This window comes from Micromonospora jinlongensis (assembly GCF_013410645.1).
Taxonomy (GTDB): domain Bacteria; phylum Actinomycetota; class Actinomycetes; order Mycobacteriales; family Micromonosporaceae; genus Micromonospora; species Micromonospora zamorensis.
In genome coordinates this window covers 2355439-2373633 of record NZ_JACCHK010000001.1, presented here as the reverse complement: position 1 = coordinate 2373633, position 18195 = coordinate 2355439, and the positions used below count along the sequence as shown (strand labels likewise).

Sequence of the window (18195 nt, the reverse complement as noted above, 5' to 3'; positions counted from 1 at the left end):
ACCCCTGCGCGGGGTGGCCGGCCGTCGGCGTTCGGGCCGGCCGCCGTTCCGGCGTCGTGTCACCCGGTGCCGCCGGCCAGGGATGTCGGTGCGACGGACTAGAGTCGCTGCCGTGACAGCTACGACGCCGCGCCTGCTCCTCGTCGACGGACATTCCATGGCATACCGGGCTTTCTTCGCCCTACCTGTGGAAAACTTCTCCACCACGACGGGTCAGCCGACCAACGCGGTCTACGGCTTCACCTCGATGCTGATCAACGTGCTGCGCGACGAGCAGCCCACCCACATCGTCGTCGCCTTCGACGTCTCCCGCCATTCCTTCCGCACCGACAAGTACGCGGAGTACAAGGCCGGCCGCAGCGAGACCCCGACCGACTTCAAGGGTCAGGTCAGCCTGGTCAAGGAGGTCCTGGCCGCGCTCCAGATCCCGGTGGTGGAAAAGGAGGGCTTCGAGGCCGACGACGTCATCGCCACGCTCGCCTGCCAGGCCCGCGACCAGGGCATGACGGTGCTGATCAGCAGCGGCGACCGGGACGCGTTCCAGCTGGTCGACGACCAGATCACCGTCCTCTACCCGCGCAAGGGTGTCTCCGACCTGGCCCGGATGGACCCGGCGGCGATCGAGGCGAAGTACGGCGTTCCGCCCCAGCAGTACCGGGACCTCGCCGCGCTCGTCGGCGAGACCAGCGACAACCTGCCCGGCATCCCCGGCGTCGGCCCGAAGACCGCCGCCAAGTGGATCACCACGTACGGCGGCGTGGAGGGCGTTATCGCCCGCGCCGACGAGATCAAGGGCAAGGCCGGCGACAGCCTGCGCGAGCGGCTCGCCGACGTGATTCGCAACTACGAGATCAACTGCCTGGTCTCCGACCTGGAGCTGCCGCTGCGCCCGGAGGACGCCCGGTGGACCGGTTGGGACCGGGAGGCGGTGCACCAGGTCTTCGACACCCTGGAGTTCCGCATCCTGCGCGACCGCCTCTACCAGTACCTGGAGGCCGTCGAGCCGGAGGCCGAGTCCGGGTTCGACCTCACCGGCGAGGTGCTCACCGAGCCCGGCGCGTTGGCCGGCTGGCTGACCACGCACGCGCCCACCGGCACCCCGGTCGGGTTGGCGGTCAAACTCGACACCGGCCCCAACCGCCGGCACACCGCCTCGATCACCGGCCTCGCGCTGGCCACCGCCGGCGGCGCGGCCGCCTGGGTCGACCCCGCGGGGCTCGACCCGACCGACGAGGGCGCCCTGGCCGGGTGGTTGGCCGACGCGCAGCGACCCAAGGTGCTGCACGACAGCAAGCCGGCCGTGCTGGCCTGCGCCGCGCACGGCTGGCAGCTCGCCGGCATCGTCCGCGACACCCAGATCGCCGCGTACCTGGCCCGCCCCGACCAGCGGTCCTACGACCTGACCGACCTGGCGCTGCGCTACCTGCACCGGGAGCTGCGCGTCGACGTCCCGGAGTCCGGTCAGCTCACCCTCGACGGGCTGGGCGACGAGGGTGTGGTCGAGCAGAACCTGATGCTCCAGGCCCGGGCCACCCTCGACCTGGCCGATGCGATCGACACCGAGCTGTCCCGCGACGGCGAGCAGTCCGCCCGGCTGATGGCCGGGGTCGAGCTGCCGCTGATGCGGGTGCTGGCCGGCATGGAGAGCACCGGCATCGCCGCCGACACGCACTATCTGTCCGAGTTGGAGGCGCACTTCGCCGCCGAGGTGAAGGCCGCCGCTCAGGGCGCGTACGAGGCGGTGGGCCGGGAGTTCAACCTCGGCTCGCCCAAGCAGTTGCAGGAGATCCTCTTCACCGAGCTGGGCCTTCCGAAGACCAAGAAGATCAAGACGGGTTACACCACCGACGCCGACGCCCTGCAGTGGCTCTACGCGCAGCAGCCCCACCCCGTGCTGGCCCACCTGCTGCGCCACCGCGACGTCGCCAAGCTCAAGTCGACGGTGGACGGTCTGCTCAAGTCGGTCTCCGACGACGGCCGGATCCACACCACCTTCAACCAGACGGTGGCGGCCACCGGTCGACTCTCGTCCACCGAGCCCAACCTGCAGAACATCCCGATCCGCACCGAGGAGGGCCGGCGGATCCGGCGGGCCTTCGTGGTGGGGGAGGGCTACGAGTGCCTGCTCACCGCCGACTACAGCCAGATCGAGATGCGCATCATGGCGCACCTGTCGTCGGACGACGCACTGATCGACGCCTTCAACTCCGGCGCCGACTTCCACGCCGCCACCGCCTCATCGGTCTTCGGGGTGCCGCTCGACCAGGTCACCCCCGACCAACGCCGCAAGATCAAGGCAATGAACTACGGCCTGGCGTACGGGCTGAGCGCCTTCGGGCTGTCCCAGCAGCTTGGGATCAACACCGAGGAAGCGCGTGGGCTGATGGAGAACTACTTCGCCGGGTTCGGCGGGGTGCGCGACTACCTGCACCAGGTGGTCGCCCGGGCCCGCCAGGACGGCTACACCTCCACCATCCTGGGTCGCCGCCGCTACCTGCCCGACCTGGTCAGCGACAACCGGCAGCGCCGTGACATCGCCGAGCGGATGGCGCTCAACGCCCCGATCCAGGGTTCCGCGGCCGACATCATCAAGGTGGCGATGCTGCACGTCGACACCGCGCTGCGCGAGGCCGGGCTGCGCTCGCGGATGCTGCTGCAGGTGCACGACGAGCTGGTCTTCGAGGTGGCCCCCGGTGAGCGGGAGGCTCTGGAGGCGCTGGTCCGGCACGAGATGGGCGGGGCGTACCCGCTGTCGGTGCCGTTGGAGGTGTCCGTGGGCGAGGGACGGGACTGGAACAGCGCCGACCACTGAGCCTTTGGCGGTCGCGGTCGGGTTCTGGGCTTGGTCGCGGCTGGGGTTCCGGGCTTCGGCGCGGTCGGGGTTCCTGGGTTGGTCGCGGTTGGGGGTTCCGGGGCAGCCCGACCCGCTCCGGGCGGTCAGGCTTGATCCCTGCGCGGGTCGGGCTGCCCCGGAACCCCGACGAGTCTCTGCGGTCGGTCCTGCTCGGCGCGGTGAAAGGCTGCCCGTGATCGCCAGGTCCGCGCTGCTCACGCCGCCGTTTACCGACGCCTGGTCGCCGGCTCCGCGTCGCGCCCGCCGCTGCGCGCCGCCTTCTTGATCGCCAGGTCGCGCCGCGTCCGTCGCCGTGCGCCGACGCGGGCCCAAGATCTGCGCAACTTCGGGGAAAGTGCTGGGTCGCTGGGTTCTGAGGCACCAACTTCGCCGAAGTTGCGCGGATCCTGCCGTGGAGTGACGTGGTGGGGCGGGCTCACGGGCTACTTCAGGGGGTCGTGGCCCCAGTTCATCAGGGACCAGCGCCACTTGGTGTCGCGGACGTTGCCGGACGGGCGTTGCGCCATGTGCCGTCGGACGTAGCCGACCACCTTGCGCATGTGCTTGTAGTCGCCCTCGGACAGGTCGCCGCGTTTGCGACGCAACAGGTTGATGATCTTCCGGCCGGACTCGTGGCCGACGGACTCGCCGCCGCCCGAACGGCCGCCCTTGTGCCAGCCGACCTGCTTCGACTCGTCGGTTTCGAGCCACGTGGACAGCTCGCCGGGCTTCATGTTCACCGCCTCGGTGAACTCCCGGTAGGTGTCCCGGCCCGGGTCGTCAGCTCTGCTCATGACGCAGCGCCTCGGGGCGGTGGGCCACGTCGCGGCCCGTTCCGTCACTGCGGACCCGGTACTGCGGGTCGTCGGGGGCCGCGTTCACGGCCCGTCCGCGGATCCGCGTCCGCTCGGTGATCGTGCCCTGCACCACGCCGTACGCGCGGCTGCCGTGGGCCGACCAGGAGACATGGTCGCCCTGGTGGAATCTCTGTTCGGCCATGGTCCTCGGCTACCCGACACGGGTGGGGCGAAACGACCGGCCGGCACGGTCAGTCGGCGGGCTTCTCGGTGACGAAGATGGCGGTACCGGGGAAGAGCCGACCGCGCAGCGGGCTCCACTGCCCCCAGATCCCCTCGTGCCCCTCCGGCCACTCCGGCTCCACCAGGTCCAGCAGTCGGAACCCGGCGCCGACCAGCTCACGGATCCGGTCGCCGAGGGTGCGGTGCTGCTCGACGTAGGTGGCCACGCCGGACTCGTCCTGCTCCACGTAGGGGGAGCGGTCGAAGTAGGAGTGGACGGCCGTCAGGCCGCCCTCACCCGGGTCGTCGAGGAAGATCCAGCGCATCGGGTGGGTCACCGAGAACACCCACCGCCCCCCGGGGCGCAGCACCCGGTGCACCTCGGCGTGCAGGGCCGCCGAGTCGTCCACGAACGGGATCGCCCCGAACGCGGTGCAGGCGAGGTCGAACGACCGGTCGGCGAACGGCAGGGCGAGGGCGTCGGCCTGAACCAGCGGTACGCGTACCCCGGTGTCGTCGGCCGCCTTGGCGGCGTGCCGCAACATGCCGGCGGACAGGTCGAAGGCGACCGGCCGGGCGCCCTGGGTGGCGAGCCAGCGGGCAGCGGCCGCCGCGCCGCAACCAACCTCCAGCACCCGCCGCCCGGACAGGTCACCCAGCAGCCGGGCGTCGGCCTCGCGCAGCCCTTCCGGACACCAGACGAAGTCCACGTCGCCGAGGAACGCGCCGTGCTCGGCCTGGTAGTCGTCGGCGTCGGTGTCCCACCAGCCGCGGTTGGCCCGCCGGGCCTCGGCGTCACCCACCCGGCGCCGGGTGACCCGGCTGTCGTCATCCACGGCGCTCACGCTAGGCCCCATCCGCCCCGTTCGGTGCGGCGGCGCGTCCGAGATCCTGCGACTCCTCGCGCGGTGACGCCTGATCGACTCGATTTCCGTAAAGTCGCGGTGTCCGGGCCGGTGGGACACGCCGATATTCAGGAAACCGAGTCGATCACGCGGACCACATGGTCGCTGGAAGCTGCGACGACTGGGGCTGCTGTGACGCACGAGACAGCAGAGGCCGTTTACGGGCGATTGTTCGCCTTTCGCAGGTCACCGCACGCAGAGAAGCCGGGAGGGCTTGCACGCTGTGGTAATGCGCACGGTAGGCTAGACGATGCGCTCGCGGATCGCGTTGCCTCGGCAGGGAGCAGGTACGCGGTCGTCGGAGCCACATCATGATCCTCACTAGGCGATCGTTCGGTGTGCCCGGCGGCGGATCCGCTGGCGCGAACAGGTCACTGCGACACACCAGCCTGCTGTGACAACCCACCGACCGGAGCAACCGCCCACATGACGAGCAGCATCGAGGCCCCCTCGAGCGCCACCCGGGTCACCCACGACGATCTCGGTTCCGAGGAGGCATTCCTCGCCGCGATCGACGAGACCATCAAGTACTTCAACGACGGCGACATTGTCGAAGGAACCGTCGTCAAGGTCGATCGGGACGAGGTCCTGCTCGACATCGGCTACAAGACCGAGGGTGTCATCCCCTCTCGGGAGTTGTCGATCAAGCACGACGTGGACCCCGCCGAGGTTGTGACGGTTGGCGACCACATCGAGGCCCTGGTCCTCCAGAAGGAGGACAAGGAGGGTCGTCTGATCCTCTCCAAGAAGCGGGCACAGTACGAGCGGGCCTGGGGCACGATCGAGAAGATCAAGGACGAGGACGGCGTCGTCCGCGGTTCGGTCATCGAGGTGGTCAAGGGCGGCCTCATCCTCGACATCGGGCTGCGGGGCTTCCTGCCCGCGTCCCTGGTCGAGATGCGTCGTGTGCGCGACCTGCAGCCGTACGTCGGGCGTGAGCTCGAGGCCAAGATCATCGAGCTGGACAAGAACCGCAACAACGTGGTCCTGTCCCGCCGGGCCTGGCTGGAGCAGACGCAGTCCGAGGTGCGCACCGAGTTCCTCAACAAGCTGCAGAAGGGCCAGGTCCGCAAGGGCGTCGTGTCCTCGATCGTCAACTTCGGCGCCTTCGTGGACCTCGGCGGCGTCGACGGTCTGGTGCACGTCTCCGAGCTGTCCTGGAAGCACATCGACCACCCGTCCGAGGTTGTCGAGGTGGGCCAGGAGGTCGAGGTCGAGGTCCTGGACGTCGACCTGGACCGCGAGCGGGTCTCGCTGTCGCTGAAGGCGACCCAGGAGGACCCGTGGCGGCAGTTCGCCCGCACCCACGCGATCCAGCAGATCGTGCCGGGTAAGGTCACCAAGCTGGTTCCGTTCGGTGCGTTCGTCCGCGTCGATGACGGCATCGAGGGCCTGGTCCACATCTCCGAGCTGGCCGAGCGCCACGTGGAGATCCCGGAGCAGGTCGTCCAGGTCGGCTCCGAGGTCATGGTCAAGGTCATCGACATCGACCTGGAGCGCCGCCGGATCTCGCTGTCGCTCAAGCAGGCCAACGAGGGCTTCGTCGAGGGCGAGGAGCACTTCGACCCGACCCTCTACGGCATGGCCGCGACGTACGACACCGAGGGCAACTACATCTACCCGGAGGGCTTCGACCCGGAGACGGGCGAGTGGCTCGAGGGGTACGACAAGCAGCGCGAGACCTGGGAGAACCAGTACGCCGAGGCTCGTCTGCGCTGGGAGGCCCACACCAAGCAGGTGCAGACCTCTCGGGCCGCCGACGCCGAGGCCGCTGCCAACCCGACTCCGGTCGTCCCGGCCGCTGCCGGTGGCGGCGGTGGCACCACCTCCTCGTCCAGCCCGGCCCCGAGCCGGCAGGCCGAGGAGCCGGCCGGCACGCTGGCCACCGACGAGGCGCTCGCCGCACTGCGGGAGAAGCTCGCCGGCGGTAAGTGACCCACTGAACGACGACGGGCCCCGTCCCCGCGATCTTCGGATCGCTGGGGGCGGGGCCCTCGCCGTGGGTGAGGCCCTCTCGCCGTGGGAGCAGCCGGAGGCCTCTCGCGTGGCACGCTGCCCAGCCAGCCAGCCAGCCAGCCAGCCAGCCAGCCAGCCAGCCAGCCAGCCCCGCAAGATCAACCGCCCCCATGACCGCGCAAGATCGCGCTCGATCCTGGAGATAGGGGCCTCCGAGTCGCCGGGACACCACTAGAACCTGGTTCGAGCACGATCTTGCGAGTGGCCAGCCGGGCCGAGCCGAGCCTGCCCGGGTCGGCCCGTCCAGGCTGCGTGCCTCGGCCGTTCGGGCCGGGTCGGTCGGGGTTCGAGCACGATCGTGCGCGCGCCTCGGTCGTTCGGGCCGGGTCGTTCGGGACGATGGCGGTGGGTTTGGCGGCGGGCTCGGGGATCCGGTTGACTGGTCGGGTGCTGAGAGTGGGGTTGACCGGCGGGATCGGGTCGGGAAAGAGCGCGGTCGCCGCGCGGCTGGTCGAGCGGGGCGCGGTGCTGATCGACGCCGACCAGGTGGCCCGGGAGGTCGTGGCGCCGGGCACGGAGGGACTGGCCGACATCGTTGCGGCCTTCTCCGACGCGGTGCTGGGCGACGATGGTGCGCTGGACCGTGTTGCGCTGGGCGCTGTGGTGTTCGCCGACGAGAAGGCCCGCCGTCGGTTGGAGTCGATCACGCACCCCCGGGTTCGGGCCCGTACCGCGGAGCTGGCCGCCGCGGCGGCACCCGGCGCGATCGTCGTCAACGACGTACCACTGCTGGTCGAGGTGGGTCTCGCGCCCACGTACCACCTGGTGATCGTGGTGCAGACGGCCGTGACGACCCGACTGGAGCGGCTGGCGCGGGATCGGGGGATGGGTCGCGCGGAGGCGGAGCGGCGGATCGCCGCCCAGGCCGACGACGCCCGCCGACGGGCGGCCGCGGACGTGGTGCTGACCAACGACGGCAGCCTGGCGGATCTGCACGACGCCGTCGACGAGCTCTGGCGGCACCGGCTGGTGCCCTACGAGGACAATCTGCGCGAGCGGCGGGTGGTCCTGCCGGACCGGGTCGACCCGGCGGGGACCGACGCGAGCTGGCCGGAGCAGTACGAGCGGCTGGCCGCCCGGATCCGGCACACGCTCGGCTCGGACGCCCTGCGGATCGACCACATCGGCTCGACCGCGTTGCCCGGCCTCGCCGCCCAGGACGTCATCGACGTGCAGGTGGCCGTGCGCAGCCTCGCCGACGCCGACGGGGCGCTGGTCGACCGGCTGGCGCACGCCGGGTTCCCCCGGGTGCCGGGGCACTGGTGGGACGTCCCTCGTCCGGCCGGCAGCGGTCGGTGGGAGAAGAGGTTGCACGGCAGCGCGGACCCGGCCCGCCCGGTTCGCCTGCACGTGCGGGTGGCCGGCTCGCCGGGTTGGCGGTACGCGCTGCTGATGCGCGACCACCTGCGGGCCGACCCGGATCAGCGGGCCGCTTACCTGCTGCTCAAGAGGGACCTGGTCGACGCCGCACCGGAGGCTGGCGATTCGGGCACGGCCCGCGACCCGTGGTTCGACGAGGAGTATCTGCGGGCCGAGCAGTGGGCCGAGCAGACCGGCTGGCGTCCCTGAGCGTCAACGGTCAGCGGGGCCGAGGCGTCGTGGGTCGGGGCTTGGCGGCCGGGCGGGGTGTCGGGGTCAGTCGGGGCACCACGGCGGGCTGGAGGTCCAGTTGGGCCCACGCGTTGGCGTCGGTGTGCAGCTCCAGCCGGCGTAGCGACCCGTCGCGGTCGATCCAGTAACGCAGCCGCGCGTCGGCCGGGCCCACCTCGACGACGTCCACGGTGCGTCCGGCGGTGACGTCCTCGCGTACCCGGACGGCCGTTCCTGGTGGCCCGACCGACCCGGCGGCCACCGCGGCCTCGACCAGCACGTTCAGGTCGTCGCCGCCGGACCGCTGGGCCCGCCAGGGCCCGGCCGGGGGCGGCAGCGGTGGCCGGTCGGGCGCTTCCGCGGTGCCGCCACCAGCGGCGGCGGCCGGCAGATCCGCCCGGGCCAGACCGGCGGTGTCGCGCCGCAGCAGGGTCCGACGGTCCGGCACGCCCAGGTCGGCAACCGCGAGGTACGCGGTACCCGTGGTCCAGCTCACCCAGCCGGCGCCCCGCAGGTTCGTGTCCGTGCCCACGGGCGCGGTCAGCGTCATCGTCGCACCGCGCTGGGCTCGGAGCCGGGCCGGCAACCGGTCCAGTCGACGCCGCTCGGCGTCGGTCAACGCGCGGGGCAGGCCGGGCCGGCCGCCGAGTGCGTCCACCGGACGCAGCGTCGGCCGGTCCGCCCGGTTGAGGATCATCGTGACCGGGCCGACGCCGGGCAACCGGGTCACCAGCTTGTGCAGTCGGGCGTCCTGGTCGAGCCAGAACCGGGTCTGCCCGTCCGGCTCGGAGCTCGCCGACCCGGCGCTCGGCGTGGGTGCCGCGGTGCTGACGAGTGCCGGGCTGCGGCGTGGCGGCCCGGCCGGCAGCGGCGCCTCAAGGACGTCCACCGGGCCGGCCGCCACGGTGTCCTGAGCGATCCACCGCGCACCGCTGCCGGTCACCGCCTGAGTCTGGTCCGGGCGGTCGGCGGCGAGGCCGAGGAGCAGGTCTAGGACGGGTGCCAGGTTCGTCCCGGGTGCCAGGCGGTGCAGCCGCCAACGGTCCGCCGGAGGCAGCAGGGGCGGCGCGGCGGGAGTGGGCACTGCCGCCGGGTCGGGCCGGATGACCAGGACCGGGCCGACCCGCTGCACCAGCCCGCGTTCGGCGCCCGCACCCGGCCCACCCACGTCGAGGTAGACCAGTGACCGCGACCAGTCCACCCAGCCCACCAGTTCGATCCGGGCGGCGTCGGCGCCGGCGGTGACGCGGACTCCGGCGCGCAGGTCCCGGAGGTTGGTGACCCGCACGGCGGCCAGCCGCTCGCCCTCCGCGAGGGTCAGCGGCCGGGTCGGCTCGGGCGGGTCGGGGGCCCAGCTCAACAACCCGAGCACCAGCGCCGTCGCGGACGTCGCGGCGGTCAGGGCGAGCAACAGCAGCAGGGTACGTCTGCGGCGGCTGACCGGGGCCGGGCCGGTGGCGTCCGCAGTGTCGGTGGGGGGTTCGGCAGCGGCCTCGCGGCGGGTGGTCGTCCCGGTTGTCCCGGGACCTCGCCCGGTGGTGCCCCGGTTCTGCGTGGGGCCCTGGCCGGTGGTGGTCCGGGTCTTCTCGGGCACCTGGCCCGTGGTGGTCCGGTTCTTCTTGGGCTCCCGACCCCTGGCGGTTCGCAGAGCGGCGGTGGGCAGCCCTGGGCTGCCCGATCGGGCGTTTGCAGGTCGGCTGGCCCTGGCTGCGGCGTCGGCGTCGCGGTCGGTGGCGGCTCGGCGGGCGCCGGTGGGCCGGCCGGTGGTCGATCCGACGCCGGTGTCCGTGCTCCGGGTGGTCTCGGAGGCGGTGCCGGAGCGGTGCCGCCCGTTGCCTGACCGCCCGATCTTGGGGGAGCTGGGCCGTCCGGCGGTGGTGACGTCCGGCCGGGGTGTGCCGCGGGGAGTGGCGTCGGGTGCCGGGGTCGGAGAGGTGTCCACGGAGATGAAACGGGCGGGGAGGCGTCGGGGTGACGAGCAGGGGCGCTCGCGGCGGCCGGTCTGCGCCTCGAGCGCGACCACACGGGTGCGCACGCCGGGCGAGCCGGGTGCTGCGACCGCAGTGCCGGGGGCGACCGGCCGTGATGTGACGGCCTGGCCACCTGCCCGGTCGGCCGCCGCGAGCGGCCTACATGAAGAGGGTAGTCCCGGTGACATGGGCCACACAATGGGAATATTGAAGCTGATCACGTACCTGGCGTGACGGCCGTTCCTGTCGGACCCCCGGCGTACCGTTGACGGTATGGCGCTCGACATTCCCCGGCTCGACAACCGCTTCCAGGTCGTCAGTGACTTCCAGCCGGCCGGCGACCAACCGGCGGCCATCGACGAGCTTGCCCGTCGGGTTCGGCGCGGCGACCGCAACACCGTGCTGCTCGGCGCGACCGGCACCGGCAAGAGTGCCACCACCGCGTGGCTGATCGAGCGGCTGCAACGCCCGACCCTGGTGCTCGCCCCGAACAAGACGCTCTGCGCGCAGCTCGCCAAGGAGTTCAGCGAGCTGCTGCCGCACAACGCTGTCGAATACTTCGTCTCGTACTACGACTACTACCAGCCTGAGGCCTACATCCCGCAGACCGACACCTACATCGAGAAGGACTCCTCGATCAACGAGGAGGTCGAGCGTCTGCGGCACTCGGCGACGATGTCGCTGCTCACCCGCCGCGACGTGATCGTGGTGGCGACCGTCTCGGCGATCTACGGCCTGGGCACCCCGGAGGAATACCTCAACCGGGCGGTCCGGGTGCAGACCGGGCAGGAGCTCGACCGCGACCAGTTGCTGCGCCGGCTGGTCGACATCCAGTACACCCGCAACGACATGGCCTTCCAGCGGGGCACCTTCCGGGTCCGCGGTGACACGCTGGAGATCATCCCCGCGTACGAGGAGCTGGCCGTCCGCATCGAGCTGTTCGGTGACGAGGTGGAGAAGCTCTACTACCTCAACCCGTTGACCGGTGACGTGGTCCGCGAGGTCGACCAGCTGGTGATCTTCCCCGCCACGCACTACGCGGCCGGTCCCGAGCGGATGGAGCGGGCGATCCGTGACATCGAGGTGGAGCTGGCCGAGCGCCTCGCCGAGCTGGAGCGCCAGGGCAAGCTGCTGGAGGCGCAGCGGCTGCGGATGCGCACCACCTACGACATCGAGATGATGCGGCAGGTGGGCTTCTGCTCCGGCATCGAGAACTACTCGATGCACATGGACGGGCGGCTGCCCGGCAGCCCGCCGCACGCCCTGCTCGACTACTTCCCCGACGACTTCCTCACCGTGGTCGACGAGTCGCACGTGACCATCCCGCAGATCGGCGGCATGTACGAGGGCGACGCGTCCCGCAAGCGGATGCTCATCGACCACGGCTTCCGGCTGCCCAGCGCGGCCGACAACCGGCCGCTGCGCTTCGACGAGTTCCTGGAGCGGGTCGGCCAGATGGTCTACCTGTCCGCGACCCCCGGCACCTGGGAGATGGAGCAGGCCCAGGGCGAGTTCGTCGAGCAGGTCATCCGGCCGACCGGTCTGGTCGACCCGCAGGTCGTGATCAAGCCGACCAAGGGCCAGATCGACGACCTGATGCACGAGATCAAGCTACGGACCGACCGCGACGAGCGGGTGCTGGTCACCACTCTGACCAAGAAGATGGCCGAGGACCTGTCCGACTACCTCCTGGAGAACGGCATCCGGGTGCGCTACCTGCACTCGGAGGTCGACACGTTGCGCCGGGTGGAGCTGCTGCGTGAGCTGCGCAAGGGCGACTACGACGTGCTGGTCGGCATCAACCTCCTCCGCGAGGGTCTGGACCTTCCCGAGGTGTCGCTGGTGGCGATCCTCGACGCCGACAAGGAGGGCTTCCTGCGCAGCGGCCGGTCGTTGATCCAGACCATCGGCCGGGCCGCCCGTAACGTGTCCGGTCAGGTGCACATGTATGCCGACAAGATCACCCCGTCGATGGCGGCGGCGATCGACGAGACCGACCGGCGTCGGGCCAAGCAGATCGCGCACAACGAGGCGCACGGGATCAGCCCGGAGCCGTTGCGTAAGAAGATCCACGACATCCTGGACGACATCTACCGCGAGGCGGAGGACACCGAGAACTCCCGCGTCGGGGGCGCGGTGCGTCAGCTGTCGCGAGGCAAGGCACCGGTCAAGGAGACCCGCAGCCGGAGCCGGTCCGCCGCCGCCACCCCGTCACGGGAGGGGATGGCCCGCGCCGACCTGGCCCAGCTCATCCAGGAGCTCAACGACCAGATGCTGGCCGCCGCCCGCGAGTTGCAGTTCGAGCTGGCGGCTCGGATCCGCGACGAGGTTTCCGACCTGAAGAAGGAGCTGCGCGGCATGGACGCCGCCGGCGTGAAGTGACACCCATCCGGCCGGCCATCAGCGCTCCCCGGGAGCGCGGCCGGCCGGATCGCGGGAAGGGCGGGCGGGGTTGACTGCGGTGGCACCGGTCGACGAGTTCGTCCTCGGCGTGCCCGAGGTCAGCCTGCGTCCGTTCGTCGACCGGTACGTCGGCTACCGGCAACGGGCGGACGTCCCGCTGGTGCGCCGCGAGTCGGCGGGCGTCTTCGTGGTGCTGATCCTGGGGTGGGGCGCTCCGCTGGACGTGACCGACCCGCGCAGCGCGCAGCGCGGCGTCACGAGGGTCGACTCGTTCGTGGCCGGCACCTTCGACGGCTGGTGCACCACGCGCACCGTGGGTGTGGGGGAGGGCGTCGAGCTGCTGCTCGCCCCACTGACCGCCAGGCGGCTGCTCGGCCTGCCGCTGAGTGAGCTGACCAACCGGGCCGTCGGTGTCGGGCAGCTCCCGGGCCATTGGCTGGATCGGCTGCGTGGCCGGCTCGCAGAGACGCCCGGCTGGCCGGAGCGGTTCGCCCTGCTCGACCGGGTCCTCGCGGCCCGGCTGGCGGCGTCCCCTCCGGTCGATGCCCGGCTCGACTGGGCGTGGCGGTGGCTCGTCTCGAGCGGTGGGCGGGGGAGTGTCGGTGTGTTGGCCGACGAGCTGGGCTGGAGCCGGCGACACCTCGCGTCCCGGTTCCGGCAGGAGGTTGGTCTGCCGCCCAAGATGGCCGCCCGGTTGCTGCGTTTCCAGCGGGCGTACGCGGTGCTGACCGACGTCGGGCCGACCGCCGGGGCGCCAGCCGGCGTCGACCAGCCCGAGGTGGGCGCCGTCGACTGGGCCACGGTGGCGACGCGATACGGCTACTACGACCAGTCCCACCTCATCCGGGACTTCCGCCAGTTCGCGGGGGCCACGCCGGCCGCCCTGCTCGCCGCCCGCACCCCGACCGGCTGACACCACCCGGTCGGCGAGACGCGCCCAGGTCACATCCGTCCAATCCGGATCGGGGCCGGCGGCAGCAGAATCGGGTCATGCGAACCGTCTACCCGATCTTCCGTTACCCCGACCCCCGTGCCGCCATCGACTGGCTCTGCTCCGCCTTCGGCTTCCAGGTGCACGCCGTGCACGAGGCGCCGGACGGCACTGTCGCGCACGCCGAACTCATCCTCGACACCGGCATGATCATGTTGGGTGGTCGGACCGACGCGGCACCTCGACCGGCCGACGACGACTGGTCGGTCTACGTGGCGGTGCCGGACGTCGACGCCCACTGCGCCCGGGCACGCGCCGCCGGTGCCGAGATCACGCGCGAGCCGTTCGACACCGACTACGGCTCCCGTGACTACGCCGCCCGCGACCTGGCCGGCACCGTCTGGTCCTTCGGCACCTACCGGCCCTGAACCAACCGCGCGGCAGGCCGGGAGTCGCGCCGCACTCCGGGCCGCACAGCACCGCAGGGCCGCACCGCACTCCGGGCCGCGCAGCACCGCAGGGCACCGTCGCACGCGGGACTCCAGGTGCGCGGGACTCCGGTGTACGGAACTGGAGAGCGCGGCTCGACACCCCGCCTGACGTGCGGAAACGCCGGACGATGGCCGGTCCGCCCACCGGACGGCGCCATCTCCTCTGATTGCGGTGCGCGAGCGAGCTATTGCACTGGGTGATCGTCCTGCGTACTCTCCCTCGGTGGGGAGGCCGGGATGCCGCTGCCAACAAGTCCTGTCATTCGACGTGCACGTCTCGGCGCAGAGTTGCGCCAGTTACGCCGGCGCGAGGCGCTGACCCTGGAACAGGTCTGCGACCGGCTGGGCTGGGCCTCGACGTCGAAGTTGTCCCGCATCGAGCTGGGTCAGAGCCGCCCTGACCTCGCCGATGTGCTCGATCTGCTGGACATCTACAAGGTGCCCTCGCCCGCCCGGGACGCGCTGATCGTGATCGCCCGGGACGCGGCGACCAGCCGCGGCTGGTGGAAGACGCTGGGCGAGATGAGCGAACGGCAGCGCACCTACGCGGAGTTGGAGGCGGGTGCCGCCGACATCGTCGAATACCAGCCTGCGATCGTGCCGGGGTTGCTCCAGACGCCCGCGTACGCCCGGGTGCTGGTCGCGGCCGGCGCCCAGCTCACGCCCGGCGTCGACGTGGAGGCCGAGGTGCGCGCCCGGGCGCTGCGGCAGGAGGTGTTGCGGCGGGCCTATCCGCCGCGTTACACGGCCGTGCTCGCCGAGGCCGTCTGTGACCCGGGCGACCTGCCGGATGAGGTCTGGCGTGAACAGTTGCGCCATCTGGTCGCCGTGACCGGGCTGTCCCATGTCACGGTGCGGCTGCTGCCCCGCGGGGCGGCCGGTCGTGGGCTGCACCCGCTGACCCCGTACTCCTGCTATGCCTTTCCCGACCCGGCGGACCCGCGGACGGTGATGTTGGAGGCGTTGACCACCGACGTGCGGTTGGCCACCGTGCTCGACGTCGACCGCTACCAGCGGATGACCGAGGCGTTGCTGGCGGCCGCGCTGTCACCGGAGGAGACGGTCACCGTGCTGGCCCGCCGCGTCGGCGGGTAGGAGCCGCGCCGCGCGGCCACCGAGCCCGGCGCCCCCGAGCCCGTCGGGACCGGCGGCCGGCGCGTGCGCAGGGCACGATAACCACGGGGTACGACAGCAGGCTCAGGCCGGCACGTCGAGGAAGTGCTCGACCACGGGCGGCCCGGCGAAGTGTGGCCCGATCAGCGCCCGCCACTGCTCGAACCGTTCGGTGGCCCGGAAGTTCTCCTCGTGCGCCTCGACCGAGTCCCATTCGACGAGCAGCACGAAGCGGGTCGGGGACTCGATGCCCCGTGTCATCCGCACGGACCGGCAGCCGGTTGCCCCGGCGAGCACCGGGTGACCCTCGGCGTACGCGGCGGCGAACGCGTCCTCGTGTCCGGGCAGTACGTCGATGAGCGCGACCTCAAGCACCATGTCGGACAGCCTCGCACGGCGGGCCGGGTCGGCGGTGTCGCGGGGTCTGTTCCGGTGTCGACGGTGCCCCTGGGTTCCGTGGCGAGCTGGCAGGGTGCCGGTGGTGGAGTTGGCGGGGACGCACGCCGAGCGGCTGGCCCGGGCGGTGCGCGCCTGCGACGACCTGCTGGCCGCCAGCTGGTCGCTCAGCGACCCGACAACCGCACCCGACCTGCACTAGCCTCCTAGGACGCGACAGCGGGTGTGACGTGGCGGTATGACTCAGCCGGCCCGGCCCCCGATATTCCCTACAAACGGGTGGTTGGCGCCACCGGCTGCCCGGGGTGTGATCACGGCGCGTGGTGGGCAACAATGGTCACCGAGGAGGGGAGTATTCCTTCGCGACGGAGTCGTCAGCACGGTCGATCGTCGGAACCACGGCGACCCGACCCGGCCCCGTAGGTCGCCGTTCCGTTCGCGGGCGGCGGCGGAAGAGACCTCCGACAGTCACCAGAGTGAGCGACAGCGGCACACCGGCCTCTCCGGAGGCGTACGGTGTGCCCGACGCCGCGTGTCTGCCGGAGGAATGAACGTTGGACGTGTCCGGATTGGTGTGGGCGGGAACGCTTGTCGCACTGACTGCGGTCCTGCTCGTCGACCTGTTTATCATCGGTCGGCGCCCGCACGAGCCGAGTGTGCGCGAGTCGAGCCTCTGGGTCGCCTTCTACGTCGGTCTCGCCCTGATCTTCGGCGTCGGTGTCTGGTTGACCTCGGGCGCCAGCTCCGCGGGGCAGTTCTACACCGGTTGGCTCACCGAATACAGCCTGTCGGTGGACAATCTCTTCGTCTTCGTGATCATCATGGCGCGCTTCGGTGTGCCCCGGCAGTACCAGCAGAAGGTCCTGCTCGTCGGCATCGTGCTGGCGCTGGTGATGCGCGGTGGGTTCATCGCCGCCGGTGCCGCGCTGATCTCGCAGTTCTCCTGGGTCTTCTACATCTTCGGCGCGTTCCTAATCTACACCGCGGTCAACCTGGCCCGGCAGGGTGAGCCGGACGAGGACGAGTTCTCCGAGAACCTGCTGATCCGGTGGAGCCGTAAGGCGCTACCGATCTCCAAGGGCTACGACGACGCGAAGCTGATCACCCACGAGAACGGCAAGCGGTTGTTCACCCCGATGCTGATCGTGATGATCGCGATCGGCACCACCGACCTGATCTTCGCTCTGGACTCGATCCCGGCGATCTTCGGCATCACCCAGGAGCCGTACCTGGTCTTCACCGCCAACGTCTTCGCGCTGATGGGCCTCCGTCAGCTCTACTTCCTGCTCGGTGGCCTGCTCGACCGGTTGATCTACCTGAGCTACGGCCTGGCCGTCGTGCTCGGCTTCATCGGGGTCAAGCTGGTGCTGGAGGCGTTGGCCGACAACACCCTGCCGTTCATCAACGGTGGTGAGCACGTCGGCTGGGCGCCGCACATCCCGATCTGGCTGTCGCTGCTGGTCATCCTCGGCACCCTGGGCATCGCCACCGCCGCCAGCCTGATCAAGTCCTCCCGGGACCGGCGCCGCGAGCTGGCCGACGCCCGACGTTGACGTGTCGCCGGCCGGGTGCGGGAAACGCGCCCGGCCGGTCAGACGCGGTGTGCGCCCACCAGCGTCGCGGTCCGGTCGGCCGGCAGGGGCTCCTCGATGACCCGCCGCCGCCGGTAGCAGGCGTGCAGCATCCGCCGCTCGCCACGGTTACCGGGCGGGGCGGTGACGATGCCGATGTGGTGGATCTTGCGGCCGGGTCGGGCGAAGAAGTAGAGATCACCGGGGCGTTCCGCCCCCAACTCCAGCGGGGTGGTGGCGACGGCCTGGTCATCGGCGTCGCGGGGCAGCAGCACCCCGAACCGCCGCCAGGCCAGGTGCACCAGCCCGGAGCAGTCGATGCCGTGCGCGGAGAGACCGCCCCAGATGTAGGCCACATCCAGCAGCCGCTGCGCCACCGCGAGCGCCTGCGCTGCGGCTGGCGCCTCGGCCGACGTGGCGACGAGGTGGTCGTCGGGCAGCCAGAGCGGCGCGGCGTGGCCGGGGACGTGCACCGGCCGCCAGTCGTCGCGCGCGGGGCCGGCCGGGACGAGGCGGGTGCCGACGACGACGCCGGGCAGCACCTCGGGACCGTTCGGAGCGGCGTGCAGCCCGGTGACTGTGGAGTCGACCACCAGCGGCGGGTCGGTGCCGGTGTCGGTGGACGGGTCGACGGGGGTCAGTTGCTCGGTGGGGAGCCAGCCCGGGTAGCCGCGCGGGTCCAGCTTGGCGGCGGGCTGCTCGACGGCGACGACCCGGGCCCAGCCGTCCGGGCGCAGCTCGCTGACGAGGACCCGCTCGCCGAGCAGGAGCTGGCTCAGCACGCAGTCGCCGACCTGCTGATCGGTGTCCAGACCGGAGACCCAGGTCAGGATGTCGGCGCCGGCGGTCAGCGCCGGACGGTCGACCGGGCGGACCGCCTCGGGGGAGGTCCACAGCGTCGCCACCGCGACCCGGACGACGGCCTCTCGGCCCGGTTGCAGCTTCACGTCAACCCCC

13 protein-coding genes and 1 pseudogene are annotated in these 18195 nt (G+C 71.4%); 8 read left to right on the top strand and 6 right to left on the bottom strand.

Features of this window, described 5'->3' with window-relative positions:
• Positions 1-112 precede the first annotated feature (112 nt).
• Positions 113-2812, top strand: coding sequence for a DNA polymerase I (gene polA, locus HNR22_RS10045; protein ID WP_179780134.1), 2700 nt, complete (start codon positions 113-115; stop codon positions 2810-2812).
• 467 nt (positions 2813-3279) lie between these two features.
• Here the strand turns inward: polA and HNR22_RS10040 are convergent.
• From HNR22_RS10040 to HNR22_RS10030, 3 genes and pseudogenes are all read right to left on the bottom strand, one after another.
• Positions 3280-3627: pseudogene (locus HNR22_RS10040) on the bottom strand (DUF3140 domain-containing protein); the annotation flags it as partial.
• The gene (locus HNR22_RS10035; RefSeq protein ID WP_179780132.1) at positions 3614-3832 is read right to left on the bottom strand and encodes a hypervirulence associated TUDOR domain-containing protein; all 219 of its coding nucleotides are present in this window, start codon (positions 3830-3832) and stop codon (positions 3614-3616) included. The gene HNR22_RS10035 and the pseudogene HNR22_RS10040, both read right to left, overlap by 14 nt.
• A gap of 49 nt (positions 3833-3881) precedes the next feature.
• The gene (locus HNR22_RS10030) at positions 3882-4709 is read right to left on the bottom strand and encodes a class I SAM-dependent methyltransferase (RefSeq protein WP_099855864.1); all 828 of its coding nucleotides are present in this window, start codon (positions 4707-4709) and stop codon (positions 3882-3884) included.
• Between the two features lie 474 nt (positions 4710-5183).
• Between HNR22_RS10030 and rpsA the strand changes: the two genes are divergently transcribed.
• Positions 5184-6692 (top strand): 30S ribosomal protein S1, encoded by a 1509-nt coding sequence (gene rpsA, locus HNR22_RS10025; protein WP_030337999.1) that lies wholly within the window; start codon positions 5184-5186, stop codon positions 6690-6692.
• Positions 6693-7160: 468 nt separating this feature from the next.
• Positions 7161-8342 carry a dephospho-CoA kinase gene (gene coaE / locus HNR22_RS10020; protein WP_179780131.1) on the top strand — a complete coding sequence of 394 codons (1182 nt, stop codon included), beginning with the start codon at positions 7161-7163 and terminating at the stop codon, positions 8340-8342.
• Positions 8343-8352: 10 nt separating this feature from the next.
• Here the strand turns inward: coaE and HNR22_RS10015 are convergent, their stop codons facing one another.
• Positions 8353-10398, bottom strand: a complete 2046-nt coding sequence (locus HNR22_RS10015) for a hypothetical protein (protein WP_179780130.1) — start codon at positions 10396-10398, stop codon at positions 8353-8355.
• Positions 10399-10606: 208 nt separating this feature from the next.
• On the opposite strand from HNR22_RS10015, the gene uvrB reads away from it, so the two are divergent.
• From uvrB to HNR22_RS09995, 4 genes are all read left to right on the top strand, one after another.
• On the top strand, positions 10607-12715 hold the full coding sequence (uvrB, locus tag HNR22_RS10010) for an excinuclease ABC subunit UvrB (RefSeq protein ID WP_179780129.1): 2109 nt from the start codon (positions 10607-10609) through the stop codon (positions 12713-12715).
• 79 nt (positions 12716-12794) lie between these two features.
• Complete coding sequence (locus HNR22_RS10005; RefSeq protein ID WP_179780128.1) at positions 12795-13649, top strand: helix-turn-helix domain-containing protein; 855 nt, start codon at positions 12795-12797, stop codon at positions 13647-13649.
• Positions 13650-13726: 77 nt separating this feature from the next.
• Positions 13727-14095 carry a VOC family protein gene (locus tag HNR22_RS10000; RefSeq protein ID WP_179780127.1) on the top strand — a complete coding sequence of 123 codons (369 nt, stop codon included), beginning with the start codon at positions 13727-13729 and terminating at the stop codon, positions 14093-14095.
• Between the two features lie 300 nt (positions 14096-14395).
• Positions 14396-15253, top strand: coding sequence for a helix-turn-helix domain-containing protein (locus HNR22_RS09995; protein ID WP_179780126.1), 858 nt, complete (start codon positions 14396-14398; stop codon positions 15251-15253).
• Between the two features lie 102 nt (positions 15254-15355).
• On the opposite strand, the gene HNR22_RS09990 is transcribed toward HNR22_RS09995, so the two are convergent.
• Positions 15356-15649, bottom strand: coding sequence for an antibiotic biosynthesis monooxygenase family protein (locus HNR22_RS09990; RefSeq protein WP_088949279.1), 294 nt, complete (start codon positions 15647-15649; stop codon positions 15356-15358).
• Positions 15650-16221: 572 nt separating this feature from the next.
• Between HNR22_RS09990 and HNR22_RS09985 the strand changes: the two genes are divergently transcribed.
• On the top strand, positions 16222-17220 hold the full coding sequence (locus HNR22_RS09985; RefSeq protein ID WP_179780125.1) for a TerC family protein: 999 nt from the start codon (positions 16222-16224) through the stop codon (positions 17218-17220).
• A 38-nt stretch (positions 17221-17258) separates the two neighbouring features.
• Here HNR22_RS09985 and HNR22_RS09980 read toward each other — a convergent pair whose 3' ends face one another.
• Positions 17259-18185, bottom strand: coding sequence for an NlpC/P60 family protein (locus tag HNR22_RS09980; protein WP_179780124.1), 927 nt, complete (start codon positions 18183-18185; stop codon positions 17259-17261).
• Positions 18186-18195 lie beyond the last annotated feature (10 nt).